Source organism: Klebsiella sp. 54, from assembly GCF_018223875.1.
GTDB lineage: Bacteria > Pseudomonadota > Gammaproteobacteria > Enterobacterales > Enterobacteriaceae > Klebsiella > Klebsiella quasipneumoniae.
Window position 1 is genome coordinate 749745 of sequence record NZ_JAGRRA010000002.1, and the last position, 17448, is coordinate 767192.

Genomic DNA, 17448 nt, shown 5'->3' on the forward strand with positions numbered 1-17448 from the left:
ATATACATGTTTAAGGTTATGCCCGAGCGCGTGAGGAGAAAAGGTATTTCTGATACAACTTAAAGGGAGATTGATTTAGCGCAAAATTGGCGGCAGGAAGTCTGCCGCCAGCGCGTACTCAGGCGGCAAAAAAGGCGATCAGGATCGGGACCAGCAGGCTCAGCAGAAAACCGTGCACGATAGCGGCAGGGACGATCTCCACGCCGCCGGAACGCTGCAGCACCGGTAGGGTGAAGTCCATGGAAGTGGCGCCGCACAGACCCAGCGCCGTGGAGCGGCTTCGGCGAATCAGGCCCGGAATTAACATGATGGCCAGCAGCTCGCGGCACAGGTCGTTGAAGAACGCCGCGCTGCCGATTACCGGGCCAAAGGATTCGGTCAGTAAAATACCGGAGAGTGAATACCAGCCGAAGCCGCTGGCCATCGCCAGACCGGTCTTTAGCGGCAAATCCAGAATAAAGGCGTTGAGGATGCCGCCGAGTAATGAACTGATCGTGACCACCACGGCGACGATCATTCCCCGGCGGTTAAGGACTATTTGTCGCAGACTCATTCCATTATTGCGTAATTGAATACCGACGAGGAACAGGAGAAAGATCAGCGTATATTCGCTGGCTTCGGTGGCGTGTTGTAAAAAAGGCAGGCCGGTCAGGCCAAGCAAAAAACCGAGGACCACCACCCCGCACAGCTGGAGTGATTCCAGGGCCATGGCCAGGCGCGAGGGTAATTTCTCCTGACGATGCAGACTGCGCCAGGGCATTTTTCTTTCCAGCCACAGCAGAGCGGTAATATTACACAGTAAAATGATGACCACGCTCACCGCGGCGTAATGCAATATCGCCAGCAGATTGCTGGCCAGATTGTCGAGAAACGCCAGGCTGATACCCATAAAAAAGAGGATCACATAGACAATCCAGCTCAGCATCCGGTGAATCAGTTTTAGCGCAGAGGAGTGACGAAGAGGCAGTAAATAGCCGACGACCAGCGGCAACAGAATGATGAACAGTCCCGAGAACATGAACGACGCAGCCCTTGCATGATGAGAATAGCGCTCATGACACTACCCAAATAGCCGGGCCGAGTAAAGCTGTCGCCAGAAAGAAAAAGCCCGGAGACCCGGGCTTTAGAAAGGATTAATCGCGTTTTTCCAGCAGAGTGCGGTACAGCACGCCGCCAAGGATCCCGCCGACGATCGGCATGACCCAGAACAGCCACAGCTGCTGCAGCGCCCAACCGCCCTGGAAAATCGCCACCGCGGTGCTGCGCGCCGGGTTGACGGAAGTGTTGGTGACCGGAATGCTGATTAAATGGATGAGAGTCAGCGCCAGGCCGATAGCGATCGGCGCGAAGCCCGCAGGCGCGTGTTTGTCGGTCGCGCCATGGATAACCAGCAGGAAGCCGCAGGTCAGTACGATTTCAATAACGATAGCCGACAGCATAGAGAAGCCGCCCGGGGAGTGTTCGCCATAGCCGTTTGAGGCAAAGCCGCTGGCGGCGGCATCAAAGCCGGCTTTACCGCTGGCCACCACGTACAGCACCGCGGCGGCAATAATTCCGCCGACGACCTGGGCGATAATATAGCCAATGACCTCTTTCGCCGGGAAACGACCACCGGCCCACAGGCCTAAGGTTACCGCCGGGTTGAAATGACCGCCGGAAATATGGCCAACCGCATACGCCATGGTTAATACGGTTAAACCAAATGCCAGCGCCACGCCGGCAAAACCGATACCCAACTCGGGAAATGCTGCGGCAAGTACGGCGCTACCGCAGCCGCCAAATACAAGCCAGAAGGTGCCGAAGCATTCGGCTGCTAATTTTCTGAACATAACCACCTCAATTTAAATGTATACGCGCACGAGCGGACCGTGCCGGTCTTTATTTATCGTGATAAGGGACGACGATAAAAATAAAGCGGCGTTATTCTAGAGATAATCGCCATCCCAGAGCCAGTTAAATATATTGATATTATTTGATTTAGGGCAAGGTGAAGGGATTGCGTTTGCCAGTTTAACTCTTCCTATATCCATCCAAGATTATCAATAGTGTAGAACATAACGTCTGAAATAAAACTATTTTGTTTGATGAATAATCAATAGCCGTTAATAGACGATAAGTGCGTAATTTTATGAATATATTTAATCTCCAGAATAGGATGCGCAGAGGTGATTAAGCGGAGTGTCATCTTGCCGCCGCCCTCGCTATACTGTTGATTACTGAAGGAGAGTGGTGGTGTAGCGGAGGGGATATGCTTCTTGAGCGCGTAGAAATCGTCGGTTTTCGCGGTATCAATCGTCTGTCGTTGATGCTGGAGCAAAATAACGTCCTGATCGGGGAGAACGCGTGGGGGAAGTCCAGTCTGCTTGATGCGCTGACCCTGCTTTTGTCGCCAGAGTTCGATCTTTATCACTTTGTTCGCGATGACTTCTGGTTCCCCGCGGGCGACATCCAGGGACGCGAGCACCATTTGCATATTATTCTGACCTTTCGTGAAACCGAGCCGGGGCGCCATCGGGTGCGGCGTTTCCGTCCGCTTCAGCGCTGTTGGGTGCCCTGTGATGACGGCTATCACCGGGTCTTCTACCGCCTGGAAGGCGAACTCGCCGATGACGACAGCGTGATGACCCTGCGCAGTTTTATCGATGGCGAAGGCGAAGCGCTGGTGCTGGAGGATATCGATGAGCTGGCCAGACACCTGGTGCGTTTGATGCCGGTGCTGCGCCTGCGCGACGCGCGCTTTATGCGGCGCATTCATAACGGAACGGTACCGCACTCGCCGCAGATTGAGATCACCGCCCGCCAGCTGGATTTTCTGTCCCGCGAACTGGTCAGCCACCCGCAAAATTTATCCGACGGTCAGATCCGTCAGGGGTTGTCGGCCATGGTGCAGCTGCTGGAGCATTACTTTGCCGAGCAAAGCAGCGCCCAGACGCGACATCGCCTGATGCGTCGACGTTCCCATGATGAGCAGCGTAGCTGGCGTTACCTGGATATTATCAACCGGATGATCGACAAGCCCGGCGGGCGCAGCCATCGGGTGATCCTGCTGGGGCTATTTGCTACCCTGCTGCAGGCGAAAGGGACGGTGCGCCTCGATCGCGACGCGCGGCCGCTGCTGTTGATTGAGGATCCCGAGACCCGCCTGCACCCGATCATGCTCTCCGTCGCCTGGCATCTGCTGAATTTGCTGCCGTTGCAGCGTGTGACCACCACCAACTCCGGAGAGCTGCTGTCCCTGACGCCGGTGGAGCAGGTTTGTCGGCTGGTGCGTGAATCGGCGCGGGTGTCGGCATGGCGGCTGGGGCCGGGCGGAATGAATGCCGAAGAGAGTCGACGCATTGCCTTTCACATCCGCTTCAATCGCGCCTCATCGCTCTTCGCCCGCTGTTGGCTGCTGGTGGAGGGGGAGACGGAAACCTGGGTTATCAACGAGCTGGCCCGCCAGTGCGGCCATCATTTTGATGCTGAAGGGGTGAAAGTGATTGAATTCGCCCAGTCGGGCCTGAAGCCATTGATCAAATTCGCCCGCCGGATGGGGATCCAGTGGCACGTGCTGGTGGATGGCGATGAGGCAGGAAAAAAATATGCCGCGACCGTACGCGGTCTGCTGAATAACGATCGCGAGCTGGAGCGCGACCATCTGACCGCTCTGCCGGCGCTGGATATGGAACACTTTATGTATCGTCAGGGATTTGATGACGTTTACCACCGGGTGGCGCAGATCCCGGATAATGTGCCCATGAATATGCGGCGGGTGATCACCAAGGCCATCCATCGCTCATCCAAGCCGGACCTGGCGATTGAGGTGGCAATGGAAGCCGGCCGCCGTGGGGTGGACGCTGTGCCGACGCTGCTGAAAAAAATGTTCTCGCGGGTACTGTGGCTGGCCCGCGGTCGCGCTGATTAATCTCTTCGCCGTCGGGAATTTCGGCGGCGCAAAGCTCTCCGGCAGCTAAACAAAACATCATTGGCGCGAAAAATGGGTGTCCTGTTGCCGACGGGTTTCGATAGAATCACCGCCTGGAGCGGCAGGGAAACAGCAGGAATCGGAATATGAAAGTGAAGGGAAAACGCAGGACCGTCTGGTGGCTGTTGGCGATCGTTGTGCTGGGTCTGGCTGTCTGGGGATGGCGGATCCTCAATGCGCCGCTACCGCACTACCAGACGCTGGTGGTGCGCAAAGGCGATCTCCAGCAGAGCGTGCTGGCCACCGGCAAGCTGGATGCCCTGCGAAAAGTTGACGTCGGCGCCCAGGTCAGCGGACAGCTGAAGACGCTGCACGTGAATATCGGCGATAAGGTCAAAAAGGACCAACTGCTGGGGGTTATCGATCCTGAGCAGGCGCAAAACCAGATCAAAGAGGTGGAGGCGACGTTGATGGAGCTGCGCGCCCAGCTCAATCAGGCGCGCGCGGAGAGTAAGCTGGCGCAGGTGACCCTGGCCCGTCAGCAGCAGCTGGCGCAGCGCCAGCTGGTCTCGCGACAAGACCTCGATACCGCGGCCACCGACCTGGCGGTGAAACAGGCGCAAATCGGCACCATTGAAGCGCAAATTAAGCGCAACCAGGCAACGCTCGACACGGCGAAGACCAACCTCGACTACACGCGGATCCTGGCGCCGATGGCTGGTGAAGTGACGCAAATTACTACCCTGCAGGGACAGACGGTGATCGCTGCCCAGCAGGCGCCGAACATTCTGACCCTGGCGGACCTCAGCACCATGCTGGTGAAAGCGCAGGTCTCCGAAGCGGATGTCATCCACCTCAGACCGGGACAAAAGGCGTGGTTTACCGTGCTGGGCGACCCGCTAACTCGCTATGAAGGCAAGCTGAAGGACATTCTGCCGACGCCGGAAAAAGTCAACGACGCCATCTTCTATTATGCCCGCTTCGAGGTCCCGAACCCGCAGGGAATTCTGCGCCTCGACATGACCGCGCAGGTGCATATCCAACTGGCCGAGGTGAAGAACGTGATCACCATCCCGCTGAGCGCCCTGGGTGATGCGGTCGGTGATAACCGCTACCACGTCCGGCTGTTGCGTACCGGCGAGGTCAAAGAGCGTGAGATTGTCATTGGCGCGCGCAATGATACCGACGTCGCGGTGGTGCAGGGACTTGAAGAGGGGGATGAGGTGATCGTCGGCGAGAGCGCGAGCGGGGCGGCAAAATGACGGCCCTGCTCGAGCTGCGTGATATTCGTCGCAGCTATCCTTCCGGCGACGGCAGCGTTGAGGTCCTCAAGGGGATCACCCTCAGTATCCATGCCGGGGAGATGGTGGCGATCGTCGGGGCCTCCGGCTCGGGTAAATCAACGCTGATGAACATCCTTGGCTGCCTCGATAAACCCACCAGCGGCACCTATCGGGTGGCGGGAACCGATATTGCGCAGCTGGATGGCGATGCGCTGGCCCGTCTGCGGCGGGAGCACTTTGGTTTTATCTTTCAACGCTATCACCTGCTGTCGCATCTGACCGCCGCGCAGAACGTCGAAGTACCGGCGGTGTATGCCGGTAGTGAACGGCGGGCACGCCTGGCGCGCGCGCATGAGCTGCTGGCGCGCCTGGGGCTTGGCGATCGCGCCGACTATCAGCCGTCGCAGCTGTCCGGCGGCCAACAGCAGCGGGTCAGTATCGCCCGCGCCCTGATGAACGGTGGGGAAGTGATCCTCGCCGATGAGCCCACCGGCGCGCTGGACAGCCATTCCGGCGAAGAGGTAATGGCGATCCTGCACCAGCTAAAAGCGCAGGGGCACACGGTCATCATTGTGACCCACGATCCGCAGGTCGCCGCTCAGGCGGAGCGGATCGTCGAGATCCGCGATGGCGAGATCGTCCGCAACCCGCCCGCCAGCCGCCAGGGCGGCGGACTGCGCGCCCGTCCGCAGGCGGAGCCTTCGGCGTGGCGTCAGTTTACCAGCGGCTTTCGCGAAGCGCTGGTGATGGCCTGGAGAGCGATGGCGGCGAATAAAATGCGTACCCTGCTGACCATGCTCGGCATTATTATCGGTATTGCCTCGGTGGTGTCGATCGTGGTGGTGGGGGATGCCGCCAAGCAGATGGTGCTGGCAGATATTCGCGCCATCGGCACCAATACCATTGATGTGTATCCTGGTAAGGATTTTGGCGACGACGACCCGCGCTATCAGCAGGCGCTGAAGTATGACGATTTGCTGGCGATCCAGAAGCAGCCGTGGGTGCGCTCCGCCACGCCGGCGGTTTCAAAAAGCCTGCGCCTGCGCGCCAACAATATTGACGTTGCCGCCAGTGCGGAGGGGGTCGGTCCACAGTATTTTAATGTCTACGGCATGACCTTTAGCGAAGGCAATACCTTCAATGAACTGCAGCTCAACAGTCGGGCACAGGTGGTAGTGCTCGACAGCAATACCCGTCGGCAGCTGTTTCCCAATAAAGCGAAAGTGGTGGGCGAGGTGATTCTGGTGGGCAATATGCCGGCCACGGTGATTGGCGTTGCGGATGAAAAGCAGTCGATGTTCGGCAGCAGCAAAATTCTCCGCGTCTGGTTGCCCTACACCACCATGGCGGGAAGAGTAATGGGCCAGTCGTGGCTGAACTCCATCACTGTGCGCGTTCATGAAGGCTACGACAGTGAAACCGCAGAGAAACAGCTGCTGCGTCTGCTGGAGCTGCGGCATGGTAAAAAAGATGTATTCACCTGGAATATGGACAGCGTCTTGAAAACCGCCGAAAGGACCACACATACCTTACAGCTGTTCCTGACATTGGTGGCGGTGATTGCCCTGGTGGTCGGCGGGATTGGCGTAATGAATATTATGCTGGTGTCGGTGACCGAACGGACGCGGGAGATCGGCATCCGCATGGCGGTTGGCGCGCGGGCCAGCGATGTGCTGCAGCAGTTTCTCATCGAGGCGGTGCTGGTTTGCCTGGTCGGCGGCGCGCTGGGGGTAACGTTGTCGCTGATGATCGCGTTTATTCTGCAACTGTTTCTCCCGGGCTGGGAGATCGGTTTTTCGCCGCTGGCGCTGGTGACGGCGTTTCTCTGTTCGACGTTAACCGGGGTGCTGTTTGGCTGGCTGCCGGCGCGCAATGCGGCGCGGCTCGATCCGGTGGATGCCCTGGCGCGGGAGTAGTCGGGATGAGAAATAAAAATGCCAGTCAGAAGGACTGGCATTTTATTAGCAGGATGTACACAATGAAGCAAAAGAGTTATGCAGCCGTTTCCGCTTCCACAGGGACGATCACGCTGGCGTGGTTGCCTTTTGGCCCCTGGTGAACATCAAACCGAACGGCTTGTCCGGCTTTTAGCGTTCTGTAACCATCCATCTGGATGGTGGAGTAATGGGCGAAAATGTCTTCGCCGCCGCCCTCAGGGCAGATAAAACCGAACCCTTTGGCATTGTTGAACCACTTAACAGTACCCATTTCCATACTTCGACATCCTTCGTAAATCTTTATTAGTAAGATGGAATGAACCGGTGGTGGAGTGACGAGTTGTTCAATTGCTCGCCAACTCTCGCCACTACAATTTAGAGAAATACGAAAACGCGTCAAGCGATTGAGGAGGGGGAACGGCGAAAAATGCGTCAAAATTTGAAGCAGTTAACGCTATTGCCGGGGAATGTGACAGCCGTCGCGGATAGAAGCGATAGATGATAGTTATCTATGATCTGTTGTAGATTTGTGATGAGCATAACCTCTGGTCATCGACAGGCCTCCGCCTGTTGGCAACAGCAACCGATGATGAACACTGACGATGAGTAAGAGAGATTGGCTGGACTTCGAGCACCTGGTTGACGACGAAGTTCGTGATGCGATTAAACCGCCATCTATGTATAAAGTGATATTGGTCAATGATGACTACACTCCAATGGAGTTTGTTATTGACGTGTTACAAAAATTCTTTTCTTATGATGTTGAACGTGCAACGCAACTGATGCTCACGGTTCACTATGAAGGTAAGGCGATTTGTGGCGTGTTTACCGCGGAAGTGGCGGAGACCAAAGTCGCTATGGTGAATCAGTACGCGAGGGAGAACGAGCATCCATTGCTGTGTACGCTGGAAAAAGCCTGAATTCAGGCATGAAAATTGGGGGAGGTGCCTATGCTCAATCAAGAACTGGAACTCAGTTTAAATATGGCTTTCGCCAGAGCGCGCGAGCACCGTCATGAGTTTATGACCGTCGAGCACTTGCTGCTGGCTCTGCTAAGCAACCCCTCGGCCCGTGAGGCCCTGGAAGCGTGTTCAGTGGACCTGGTGGCATTGCGTCAGGAACTTGAAGCCTTCATCGAACAAACCACACCCGTCCTGCCAGCCACGGAAGAAGAGCGCGACACCCAGCCGACGCTGAGCTTCCAGCGTGTGCTGCAGCGCGCCGTTTTCCACGTGCAATCTTCTGGCCGCAGCGAAGTGACCGGCGCCAACGTGCTGGTGGCCATTTTCAGCGAGCAGGAGTCGCAGGCCGCCTACCTGCTGCGTAAACATGAAGTGAGCCGACTCGATGTGGTGAACTTCATTTCTCATGGTACACGCAAAGATGAGCCGAGCCAGTCTTCCGATAACAGCGGAAGCCAGCCTGGCAATGAAGAGCAAGCCGGCGGGGAGGAACGTATGGAAAACTTCACCACCAACCTCAATCAGCTTGCTCGCGTTGGCGGCATCGATCCCCTGATCGGCCGTGAAAAAGAGCTGGAGCGCGCCATTCAGGTGCTGTGCCGTCGGCGTAAAAATAACCCGCTGCTGGTGGGGGAATCCGGCGTCGGTAAAACCGCCATCGCCGAAGGCCTTGCCTGGCGTATTGTGCAGGGCGATGTGCCGGAAGTCATGGCTGACTGCACCATCTACTCGCTTGATATTGGTTCTCTGCTGGCCGGGACGAAATACCGTGGCGATTTTGAAAAACGCTTTAAAGCGTTGCTGAAACAGCTGGAGCAGGATACCAACAGCATCCTGTTCATTGATGAGATCCACACCATCATCGGTGCGGGAGCGGCGTCTGGCGGCCAGGTCGATGCGGCTAACCTGATCAAACCGCTGCTTTCCAGCGGCAAGATCCGGGTGATTGGCTCCACCACTTACCAGGAGTTCAGCAACATCTTTGAAAAAGATCGTGCGCTGGCCCGCCGTTTCCAGAAAATCGATATTACCGAACCGTCGGTGGAAGAGACCGTCCAGATTATCAACGGCCTGAAGCCGAAGTACGAAGCGCACCACGATGTGCGTTATACCGCCAAGGCGGTGCGTGCGGCGGTTGAGCTGGCGGTGAAATACATTAACGATCGCCATCTGCCGGATAAGGCGATTGACGTAATTGACGAGGCGGGGGCGCGGGCGCGCTTAATGCCGGTCAGCAAGCGTAAGAAAACGGTCAATGTGGCGGATATCGAGTCCGTGGTGGCGCGCATTGCGCGGATCCCTGAGAAGAGCGTCTCCCGCAGCGATCGCGATACGCTGAAAAACCTTGGCGATCGACTGAAAATGCTGGTCTTTGGTCAGGATAAGGCCATCGAGGCGCTGACGGAAGCCATCAAGATGGCGCGCGCCGGGCTGGGCCATGAGCACAAGCCGGTGGGTTCATTCCTGTTCGCCGGGCCGACCGGGGTGGGGAAAACCGAAGTGACCGTGCAGCTGGCGAAGGCGCTGGGTATTGAGCTGCTGCGTTTTGATATGTCCGAATATATGGAACGTCATACCGTCAGTCGTTTAATCGGGGCGCCTCCGGGCTACGTCGGCTTCGACCAGGGCGGGCTGCTGACCGATGCGGTGATAAAACATCCGCACGCGGTGCTGCTGCTCGATGAGATCGAAAAAGCGCATCCGGACGTGTTCAACCTGCTGCTGCAGGTGATGGACAACGGCACGCTGACCGATAACAACGGACGTAAAGCGGACTTCCGCAACGTGGTGCTGGTGATGACTACCAACGCCGGGGTGCGGGAAACCGAGCGTAAATCGATTGGCCTTATCCAGCAGGACAACAGTCCGGACGCAATGGATGAGATCAAGAAGATCTTTACGCCGGAGTTCCGTAACCGTCTCGACAACATCATCTGGTTCGATCACCTCTCCACCACGGTGATCCATCAGGTTGTCGACAAGTTTATCGTCGAGCTGCAGGTTCAGCTGGATCAGAAAGGTGTCTCCCTGGAAGTCAGCCAGGAAGCGCGCGACTGGCTGGCGGAAAAAGGCTACGACCGGGCAATGGGGGCACGTCCAATGGGACGCGTCATTCAGGACAACCTGAAAAAACCGCTGGCGAACGAGCTGCTGTTTGGCTCGCTGGTCGACGGCGGGCAGGTGACGGTCTCTCTGGACAGCGCGAAAAATACGCTGACCTACGACTTCCAGAGCGCGCCGAAGCACAAACCGGAAGCCGCCCATTAAGGCGATATCTTCAATGTAAAAAACCGGCCAGGGGCCGGTTTTTTTTGCCTGCTGGCGGTAGAAATGAAAAGACCGGGAATTATCCCGGCCTTCAGCATCTGACGCCTTAAGGGCGAAAACAATCAGCGACTACGGAAGACAATGCGGCCTTTGCTCAGGTCGTACGGGGTCAGCTCAACAGTCACTTTGTCGCCCGTCAGAATGCGGATGTAGTTTTTACGCATTTTACCGGAGATATGCGCGGTTACCACGTGACCGTTTTCCAGTTCTACGCGGAACATAGTGTTAGGCAACGTTTCAAGTACGGTGCCCTGCATTTCAATATTGTCTTCTTTGGCCATCTAGTCCTCTGGGGTATCACTACCGTAGTTTTGAACCGGCAAGATAATGCCGAAGTTCATCATGTAAGTAAAGTTTTACGTGTCTACCCTGAATCATTCACCTTGCCGCAAGGCGCGCAGTCAGCACGCCGGCAATGGAAATATGACGGGTATGAATCGCCGAAGTAGTTTTGGCGCATTGCCCGGGACTCACACGGCCATGCCGCGTGACAGGCGCAAACGTAAAGGGGAGTGACAGAACGATGGGCGTTATCTGACTCTTATTATTCCCAAACGGCGGCGGGGCAACAGGCAGAAGCTACTCTACCGCGCAATTATACCATCCTGACGCAAAATGTGCTGAAAACATTTTATTGTCCGCCCGGAAATAGCACCCGCGGTACCCAAAATCGCTCGGGCAGACGGTAGCTGCGTAATACTGACAGATAGTCCAGATAATCGCGGCGGGGAATATCCACCGCGCCTAATGATGCGGTATGGTTGTTCAGCACCTGACAGTCAATTAATTTACCGCCGCTCTGCGCAAAGTCCTGGCAAAATACCAGCAGCGCGGTTTTGGAGGCATTTTCCGCCCGGCTGAACATCGACTCGCCGCAGAACAGCGCCCCCTGTGCCACGCCGTACATTCCCCCCACCAGAGTATTCTCCTGCCAGACTTCAATGGAGTGGGCATGGCCCAGCTCATGCAGCTGGTGGTAGGCGCGAACGATGCTGCTGGTTATCCAGGTGCCTTCGTCACGATCGCTGGCGCAGCCCTCAATCACCTCGCCAAAGGCGTGGTTGAGCGTGACGCGGTAGGGCGAACGCTGATGAAAGCGCTTCATGCTGCGGCTGAGATGGAACTGTTCCGGCCAGAGCACCGCCCGGGGATCGGGCGACCACCAGAGGATCGGGTCGCCGGGGGAAAACCAGGGAAAAATACCACGCTGATAGGCCATCAGCAGGCGCGCGGGGCTCAGATCGCCGCCGAGCGCCAGCAGGCCGTTAGGTTCACGCAGGGCGCCTTCCGGAGAAGGGAAGGCGATAGAATGCCGGGAGAGCTGAACCAGACGCATTTTAACCTCAATACGCATCAGCAAAAATTAGATAATAGCCTACAGACGCTGTTTAAACTGGAAGTACCGGCCCTGTTTAGCGAGCAGCTCCGCGTGACTACCTTGCTCAATTATCTGGCCGTTGTCCATGACTATTATCTGATTAAAACGCGCCAGGCCTCGCAGGCGGTGGGTGACCATCAGCACGGTTTTCTCGCGTAAGACTTCCGCCAGCAGATGCAGGATCTGGCTTTCGGTGGCCGCATCCAGACCTTCTGTCGGTTCGTCCAGCAGCATCAGCGGCGCATCGTGGAGCAGCGCACGGGCAATGGCCAGCCGGCGCAGTTCGCCGCCGGAAAGCTGGCGTCCGCCTTCGCCCAGCCAGCCGTTGAGTCCGCCATCTTCCAGCAGTTTTTCCAGGCCTACCTTCTCAAGGGTGGCGCAGAGCAGAGTGTCATCAGCCTCAGGCGCCGCCAGCAGCAGGTTGTCGCGCAGGGTGGCGCTGAACAGGTGCACGCGCTGCGGCACCACGCTCATTGACTGCCGCAGGGTGGCTTCGCTGAGCCCGGACAGCGGCTGGTCGTTGAGCAATATTTCACCCTGTGTCGGATCCCATGCGCGGGTGAGTAACTGCAACAGCGTCGACTTTCCGCAGCCGGTTCGGCCAAGAATAGCAATATGTTCCCCGGCGGCAATCTGCAGGGAGATGTTCTCCAGAGCGGGGGAGTGCTGCTGCGGGTAGCGGAAGGTGACCTGCCTGAAAGCTAAGGCCACCTGCGCAGGCTTGCTGGCCTCGCCCTCGACGAAGGAGACTTCCGGCTGCTGGTCAGTGATCTGCGAGATCCGCAGCGCGGAGGCGATCACCTGACCTAAATGCTGGAAAGCGCCGGTGACGGGCGCCAGGGCTTCGAAAGCCGCCAGGGCGCAGAAGACGAACAGGGCGATCAGCGCCCCGGGCTGACTGTTGCCGCCGACGCCGTCTGAGGCCAGCCAGAGCATGGCCACCACGGCGATACCGCCGATCAACAGCATCAGCGCCTGCGAAAGCGCGGTCAGCTCGGCCTGGCGACGCTGCGCCTCCTGCCAACTGAGCTCGGTCTTTTCCATTTGCGCGCGATAGCGGTCGCTGGCGTTAAACACCATCAGCTCCGCCTGGCCGTGCAGCCAGGCGGTAAGCTGTTGCCGATACTGGCCGCGCAGCTGGGTCATACTCTCTCCGGCCGGTTTACCGGCGCGATAGAACAGCGGCGGCATAACCAGCAGGGTCACCAGCATGATACCGCCGAGCGTTAGCGCGAGGGTGACATCGAGCAGGCTTAATCCGCAGGTCACCACCACAATCACCACCAGCGCGCCGACCAGCGGCGAAATGACCCGCAGGTAGAGATGATCCAGGGTGTCGACGTCGGCTACCACGCGGTTGAGCAGTTCACCCTGGCGAAAGCGCGCCAGCCCCGCCGGAGAGAGGGGGAGTAGTTTGCTGAAGGTGAAGACGCGCAGGTGCTGTAGCACGCGGAAGGTGGCGTCGTGGCTGACCAGACGCTCGAAGTAGCGTCCGGCGGTCCGGATAATCGCTGCGCCGCGAACGCCCGCGGCGGGCAGCATATAGTTAAAACTGTAGATCCCGGCGACGCCCACCACCGCAGAGGCGGAGAGAAACCAGCCGGAGAGCGTCAGCAGGCCGATACTGGCCAGCAGGGTCACAATAGCCAGTACGATGCCGAGCAGCAGCATCCATTTGTGGCGTTTGTACAGTGCCAGATAGGGTAAGAGCGCGCGCATTTAAATCTCCTCCTGACGATGGGCCAGCAGCGCCGAGAAGACCCCGCCGGCGCGGGCCAGCGTGGCGTAGTCGCCTTGTTCGATAATCTGTCCGTCCTGCATCACCCAGACGGCATCCCAGTCCGCCAGTCCCTCAAGCTGATGGGTAACCAGCAGCGTGGTTTGCTGGGTGGAGGCGTGGGTCAATGCCTGCATGACCCGTTGTTCGCTATGGGCGTCGAGGCTGGCGGCGGGTTCATCCAGCAGCAGCAGGCGGCACGGCACCAACAGCGCGCGGGCGACCGCGATACGCTGCGCCTGGCCGACCGACAGACGGCCCGCCTGATCGCCCACGGCGGTATGGATCCCATCCGGCAGCAGAGCGATAAACTCGCTCACCCAGGCCTTGTCCAGCGCCAGTCGAAGCTGGGCATCGCTGGCTTCCGGCCACGCCAGCAGCACATTTTCCCGCAGCGTGGCGGCAGGAAGCTGGGGATTCTGCCCCACCCAGCTTAACAGGCGACGCCAGCGATCGGCGTCCAGCTCGCGCAGCTCCACGCCATTGACCTTCAGCGAACCCTCATAGGGCAAAAAGCCGAGCAGGGTGTTCAGCAGTGAACTTTTCCCGGAGCCGCTCTGACCCACCAGCACCACCCGCGCGCCTGCAGGCAGTGAAAAGTTAAGCGGCCCGGCCAGGACTTTCCCTTCGGGAGATTTAATCAGCAGGTCGCGCGCTTCCACGCCAATCAGATCATTATCATTTAAGGTTTTTTCGCCGCGCTCCAGCTGGGTCAATGGGGTTTCCATAAACGTTTTCAGGCTGTCTGCGGCGCCCACGGCCTGGGCTTTGGCATGGTAGAAGGTGCCCAGGTCACGTAACGGCTGGAAAAATTCCGGGGCGAGGATCAGCGTCAGGAAGCCCGCCATCAGCGTGACGCCCGCGCCATAGTGGCCGAAGTTCAGCTCGCCAAGGTATGAGAAGCCAAAATAGACCGCCACCAGCGCAATGGAGAGCGAGGTGAAAAATTCCAGTACCCCGGAGGAGAGGAACGCCAGGCGCAGGACTTCCATGGTGCGTTGGCGAAAATCCTGCGAGGCGTCGCGAATATTATCCGTTTCGGCCTGACCGCGGTGAAAAATACGCAGGGTTTCCATGCCGCGCAGGCGGTCGAGGAAGTGGCCGCTGAGGCGGGCCAGCGCCTGGAAGTTACGCCGGTTGGCATCGGCGGCGCCCATCCCGACCAGCGCCATGAAAAGCGGGATCAGCGGGGCGGTGCCGAGGAGGATCAACGCGGCGGCCCAGTTAATCGGGAAAATAGTGATAACGATCAGCAGCGGTACGCAGGCCGCCAGCGTCATCTGGGGCAGGTAGCGGGCATAATAGTCATGCATATCGTCGATCTGCTCGAGGATAAGCGTAGCCCAACTGCCAGCCGGTTTGCCCTGGATCCACGCCGGGCCCGCCTGCTGGAGGCGGTCGAGCACCTGGCGGCGAATTTCATAGCGAATATGCTGCCCGGCCTGAAAGCCGACCCGTTCACGCAGCCAGACCACCCAGGCGCGCAGCACAAAGGTCAGCACCAGCAGGGTTAGCGGCAGCAGCAGGGCGGTCGCAGGAATATTCTCCATCACCATTCGATGCAGGATCCGCGCCAGGAACCAGGCCTGCGCCACGATCAGCAGACCGCTCGCCACGCCAAGGAGGCGGGAAATCATCAACCAGCGACGGGAGATAATGCTTTGCTGTTTTAACCAGCGAGTTAACTCTTGTTGACGGGTTTTATTCATTGCGCGCTTTGCAGGTGTCGTTATCGGAATATTGGGCACGGCAATGTTACATCGCGGCAAAAATAAAGGCGACTTTTCGTCGCCTTCTTTACCTTTGTTACTGACTTGTAAAGATTATTTGCAGGCGTCAGCCAGACCGTCGAGGTAACGTTCAGCGTCCAGCGCCGCCATGCAGCCGGTGCCGGCGGAGGTGATAGCCTGACGATAAATATGGTCCATCACATCGCCGGCGGCGAACACGCCCGGGATGCTGGTCTGGGTCGCATTGCCATGGATACCGGACTGCACTTTGATGTAGCCGTTCTCCAGCTCCAGCTGACCTTCAAAGATGGCGGTGTTCGGGCTGTGGCCGATGGCGACAAACAGACCGGCTACTTCCAGGGACTCGACGTTGTCGCTGTTTTTGGTATCGCGCAGACGCAGGCCGCTGACGCCCATCTGGTCGCCGGTCACCTCTTCGAGGGTGCGATCGGTATGCAGCACGATGTTGCCGCTTTCCACTTTGTCCATCAGGCGTTTGATGAGGATTTTTTCCGCACGGAAGGAATCGCGACGGTGGATGAGGTGTACCTCAGAGGCGATGTTTGACAGATACAGAGCCTCTTCAACCGCGGTGTTGCCGCCGCCGATCACCGCCACTTTCTGGTTGCGATAGAAGAATCCGTCACAGGTGGCGCAGGCGGAAACGCCGCGGCCCTTGAAGGCTTCTTCGGAAGGCAGGCCCAGGTAACGGGCGGAAGCGCCGGTGGCGATAATCAACGCGTCACAGGTGTATTCGCCGCTGTCGCCGGTCAGACGGAACGGCCGGTTTTGCAGATCGACGCGGCTGATATGGTCGAAAATAATCTCGGTTTCAAATTTCGTGGCATGCTCGTGCATGCGCTCCATCAGCAGCGGACCGGTCAAATCGTTCGGATCGCCTGGCCAGTTTTCCACTTCCGTCGTGGTGGTCAGCTGACCGCCTTTTTCCATCCCGGTGATCAGCACCGGCTGCAGGTTGGCGCGTGCGGCATAGACCGCCGCGGTGTATCCCGCAGGTCCAGAACCAAGGATAAGCAGTTTACTGTGTTTGGCTGTGCCCATGAGATCCCCATAATAATTGGCATACATTGGGCTGGGATTGTAGGGAATTTGTTGTCGTAAAAAAAGAGCGCAGCGATTTTGTTAACGATGTGTGCAATAGAAGCGGCCGATGAATTGGCGATTTTCCCGGCAAGGAATATAACTATTTCTACTGTTGGCGGGACAATTATAAGACGAAAAAATGAGAATCAACCAGGGTAGATGATGAATATCTGGCATCTTGTACTAAAAATCGATGTTTTGCTTTGACAATCCCCTGTGCTTTTGCGAAAACATTCAAGGAAGAAGAAAAGCAGTATTTGGCGTGCGGCGAATTTTCATGCACGCAAATGCCATTTTTATCCGGGTTAACGAAATCTACGCATGGTGTGGACAGACGCCATGCGTGATGTCGGTGACTGCCGTCAGGCAACGGGCTTCTCACGTACCCCTGGGTTACCCAATGTCGTACGGGTAATAACAGGATGGGCTCTGGCAGTGAAGGCACAGAGCCGGAACAGGAGTAGGGAAGGAATACAGAGAGACAATAATAATGGTAGATAGCAAGAAGCGCCCTGGCAAAGATCTCGACCGCATTGATCGTAACATCCTGAATGAATTGCAAAAAGATGGGCGAATTTCTAACGTCGAGCTTTCTAAACGGGTGGGACTTTCTCCGACGCCTTGCCTTGAGCGTGTGCGTCGTCTTGAAAGACAGGGTTTTATTCAGGGCTATACGGCGCTGCTCAACCCGCATTATCTGGATGCATCACTTCTGGTATTTGTTGAGATTACTCTGAATCGTGGCGCACCGGATGTGTTTGAGCAATTTAACGCCGCAGTGCAAAAACTTGAAGAAATTCAAGAGTGTCATCTGGTTTCCGGTGATTTCGACTATCTGTTGAAAACCCGCGTACCGGATATGTCAGCGTATCGTAAATTACTGGGCGAGACCTTGCTGCGCCTGCCGGGCGTTAACGACACCCGTACCTATGTGGTAATGGAAGAAGTCAAGCAAAGTAATCGTCTGGTTATTAAGACGCGCTAACACGGAACAGGTGCAAACTCGACGTAGTTTGATTACACTCCTGTTAATCCATACAGC

General features: G+C 57.4%; 14 protein-coding genes. 6 read left to right on the top strand and 8 right to left on the bottom strand.

What is annotated here, in order from left to right:
- Positions 1–118: 118 nt before the first annotated feature.
- Positions 119–1018 (bottom strand): lysine exporter LysO family protein, encoded by a 900-nt coding sequence (locus KHQ24_RS05270; protein ID WP_004201354.1) that lies wholly within the window; start codon positions 1016–1018, stop codon positions 119–121.
- A gap of 115 nt (positions 1019–1133) precedes the next feature.
- The gene (gene aqpZ / locus KHQ24_RS05275) at positions 1134–1829 is read right to left on the bottom strand and encodes an aquaporin Z (protein ID WP_004201355.1); all 696 of its coding nucleotides are present in this window, start codon (positions 1827–1829) and stop codon (positions 1134–1136) included.
- A 419-nt stretch (positions 1830–2248) separates the two neighbouring features.
- Here aqpZ and KHQ24_RS05280 point away from each other — a divergent pair, with 419 nt between their 5' ends.
- The 3 genes from KHQ24_RS05280 (at position 2249) to macB (ending at position 7106) form a co-directional block, all read left to right on the top strand.
- On the top strand, positions 2249–3907 hold the full coding sequence (locus tag KHQ24_RS05280; protein ID WP_048323524.1) for an ATP-dependent endonuclease: 1659 nt from the start codon (positions 2249–2251) through the stop codon (positions 3905–3907).
- Between the two features lie 146 nt (positions 3908–4053).
- Entirely contained in the window at positions 4054–5169 is a 1116-nt protein-coding gene (gene macA / locus KHQ24_RS05285) for a macrolide transporter subunit MacA (protein WP_004201357.1), read from the top strand.
- Complete coding sequence (gene macB, locus KHQ24_RS05290) at positions 5166–7106, top strand: macrolide ABC transporter ATP-binding protein/permease MacB (RefSeq protein ID WP_004201358.1); 1941 nt, start codon at positions 5166–5168, stop codon at positions 7104–7106. The genes macA and macB overlap by 4 nt, the downstream gene beginning before the upstream one ends.
- Positions 7107–7182: 76 nt before the next feature.
- On the opposite strand, the gene cspD is transcribed toward macB, so the two are convergent.
- Complete coding sequence (gene cspD, locus KHQ24_RS05295; protein ID WP_002896516.1) at positions 7183–7404, bottom strand: cold shock-like protein CspD; 222 nt, start codon at positions 7402–7404, stop codon at positions 7183–7185.
- Between the two features lie 325 nt (positions 7405–7729).
- On the opposite strand from cspD, the gene clpS reads away from it, so the two are divergent.
- Complete coding sequence (clpS, locus tag KHQ24_RS05300) at positions 7730–8047, top strand: ATP-dependent Clp protease adapter ClpS (protein WP_002896520.1); 318 nt, start codon at positions 7730–7732, stop codon at positions 8045–8047.
- 30 nt (positions 8048–8077) lie between these two features.
- Entirely contained in the window at positions 8078–10357 is a 2280-nt protein-coding gene (gene clpA / locus KHQ24_RS05305; protein ID WP_004201360.1) for an ATP-dependent Clp protease ATP-binding subunit ClpA, read from the top strand.
- A 122-nt stretch (positions 10358–10479) separates the two neighbouring features.
- On the opposite strand, the gene infA is transcribed toward clpA, so the two are convergent.
- The 5 genes from infA to trxB all read right to left on the bottom strand — a co-directional run bounded on the left by infA (position 10480) and on the right by trxB (position 16364).
- Positions 10480–10698 (bottom strand): translation initiation factor IF-1, encoded by a 219-nt coding sequence (gene infA / locus KHQ24_RS05310; RefSeq protein ID WP_001040187.1) that lies wholly within the window; start codon positions 10696–10698, stop codon positions 10480–10482.
- Between the two features lie 350 nt (positions 10699–11048).
- The gene (gene aat / locus KHQ24_RS05315; protein WP_053810603.1) at positions 11049–11753 is read right to left on the bottom strand and encodes a leucyl/phenylalanyl-tRNA--protein transferase; all 705 of its coding nucleotides are present in this window, start codon (positions 11751–11753) and stop codon (positions 11049–11051) included.
- Positions 11754–11792: 39 nt separating this feature from the next.
- Positions 11793–13514 (bottom strand): heme ABC transporter ATP-binding protein/permease CydC, encoded by a 1722-nt coding sequence (gene cydC / locus KHQ24_RS05320; protein WP_135683014.1) that lies wholly within the window; start codon positions 13512–13514, stop codon positions 11793–11795.
- Positions 13515–15281: a heme ABC transporter permease/ATP-binding protein CydD gene (gene cydD, locus KHQ24_RS05325; RefSeq protein WP_108433004.1), complete on the bottom strand. Its 1767-nt coding sequence runs from the start codon at positions 15279–15281 to the stop codon at positions 13515–13517.
- A gap of 114 nt (positions 15282–15395) precedes the next feature.
- On the bottom strand, positions 15396–16364 hold the full coding sequence (trxB, locus tag KHQ24_RS05330) for a thioredoxin-disulfide reductase (RefSeq protein WP_004201366.1): 969 nt from the start codon (positions 16362–16364) through the stop codon (positions 15396–15398).
- Between the two features lie 532 nt (positions 16365–16896).
- Between trxB and lrp the strand changes: the two genes are divergently transcribed.
- Entirely contained in the window at positions 16897–17391 is a 495-nt protein-coding gene (lrp, locus tag KHQ24_RS05335) for a leucine-responsive transcriptional regulator Lrp (protein WP_000228469.1), read from the top strand.
- Positions 17392–17448 lie beyond the last annotated feature (57 nt).

What these genes read in the sequence shown, in the direction of transcription:
- KHQ24_RS05270 (WP_004201354.1), bottom strand. Translation starts at nt 1,018, where the DNA reads ATGTTCTCGGGACTGTTCATCATTCTGTTGCCGCTGGTCGTCGGCTAT.
- aqpZ (WP_004201355.1), bottom strand. Translation starts at nt 1,829, where the DNA reads ATGTTCAGAAAATTAGCAGCCGAATGCTTCGGCACCTTCTGGCTTGTA.
- KHQ24_RS05280 (WP_048323524.1), top strand. Translation starts at nt 2,249, where the DNA reads ATGCTTCTTGAGCGCGTAGAAATCGTCGGTTTTCGCGGTATCAATCGT.
- macA (WP_004201357.1), top strand. Translation starts at nt 4,054, where the DNA reads ATGAAAGTGAAGGGAAAACGCAGGACCGTCTGGTGGCTGTTGGCGATC.
- macB (WP_004201358.1), top strand. Translation starts at nt 5,166, where the DNA reads ATGACGGCCCTGCTCGAGCTGCGTGATATTCGTCGCAGCTATCCTTCC.
- cspD (WP_002896516.1), bottom strand. Translation starts at nt 7,404, where the DNA reads ATGGAAATGGGTACTGTTAAGTGGTTCAACAATGCCAAAGGGTTCGGT.
- clpS (WP_002896520.1), top strand. Translation starts at nt 7,730, where the DNA reads ATGAGTAAGAGAGATTGGCTGGACTTCGAGCACCTGGTTGACGACGAA.
- clpA (WP_004201360.1), top strand. Translation starts at nt 8,078, where the DNA reads ATGCTCAATCAAGAACTGGAACTCAGTTTAAATATGGCTTTCGCCAGA.
- infA (WP_001040187.1), bottom strand. Translation starts at nt 10,698, where the DNA reads ATGGCCAAAGAAGACAATATTGAAATGCAGGGCACCGTACTTGAAACG.
- aat (WP_053810603.1), bottom strand. Translation starts at nt 11,753, where the DNA reads ATGCGTCTGGTTCAGCTCTCCCGGCATTCTATCGCCTTCCCTTCTCCG.
- cydC (WP_135683014.1), bottom strand. Translation starts at nt 13,514, where the DNA reads ATGCGCGCGCTCTTACCCTATCTGGCACTGTACAAACGCCACAAATGG.
- cydD (WP_108433004.1), bottom strand. Translation starts at nt 15,281, where the DNA reads ATGAATAAAACCCGTCAACAAGAGTTAACTCGCTGGTTAAAACAGCAA.
- trxB (WP_004201366.1), bottom strand. Translation starts at nt 16,364, where the DNA reads ATGGGCACAGCCAAACACAGTAAACTGCTTATCCTTGGTTCTGGACCT.
- lrp (WP_000228469.1), top strand. Translation starts at nt 16,897, where the DNA reads ATGGTAGATAGCAAGAAGCGCCCTGGCAAAGATCTCGACCGCATTGAT.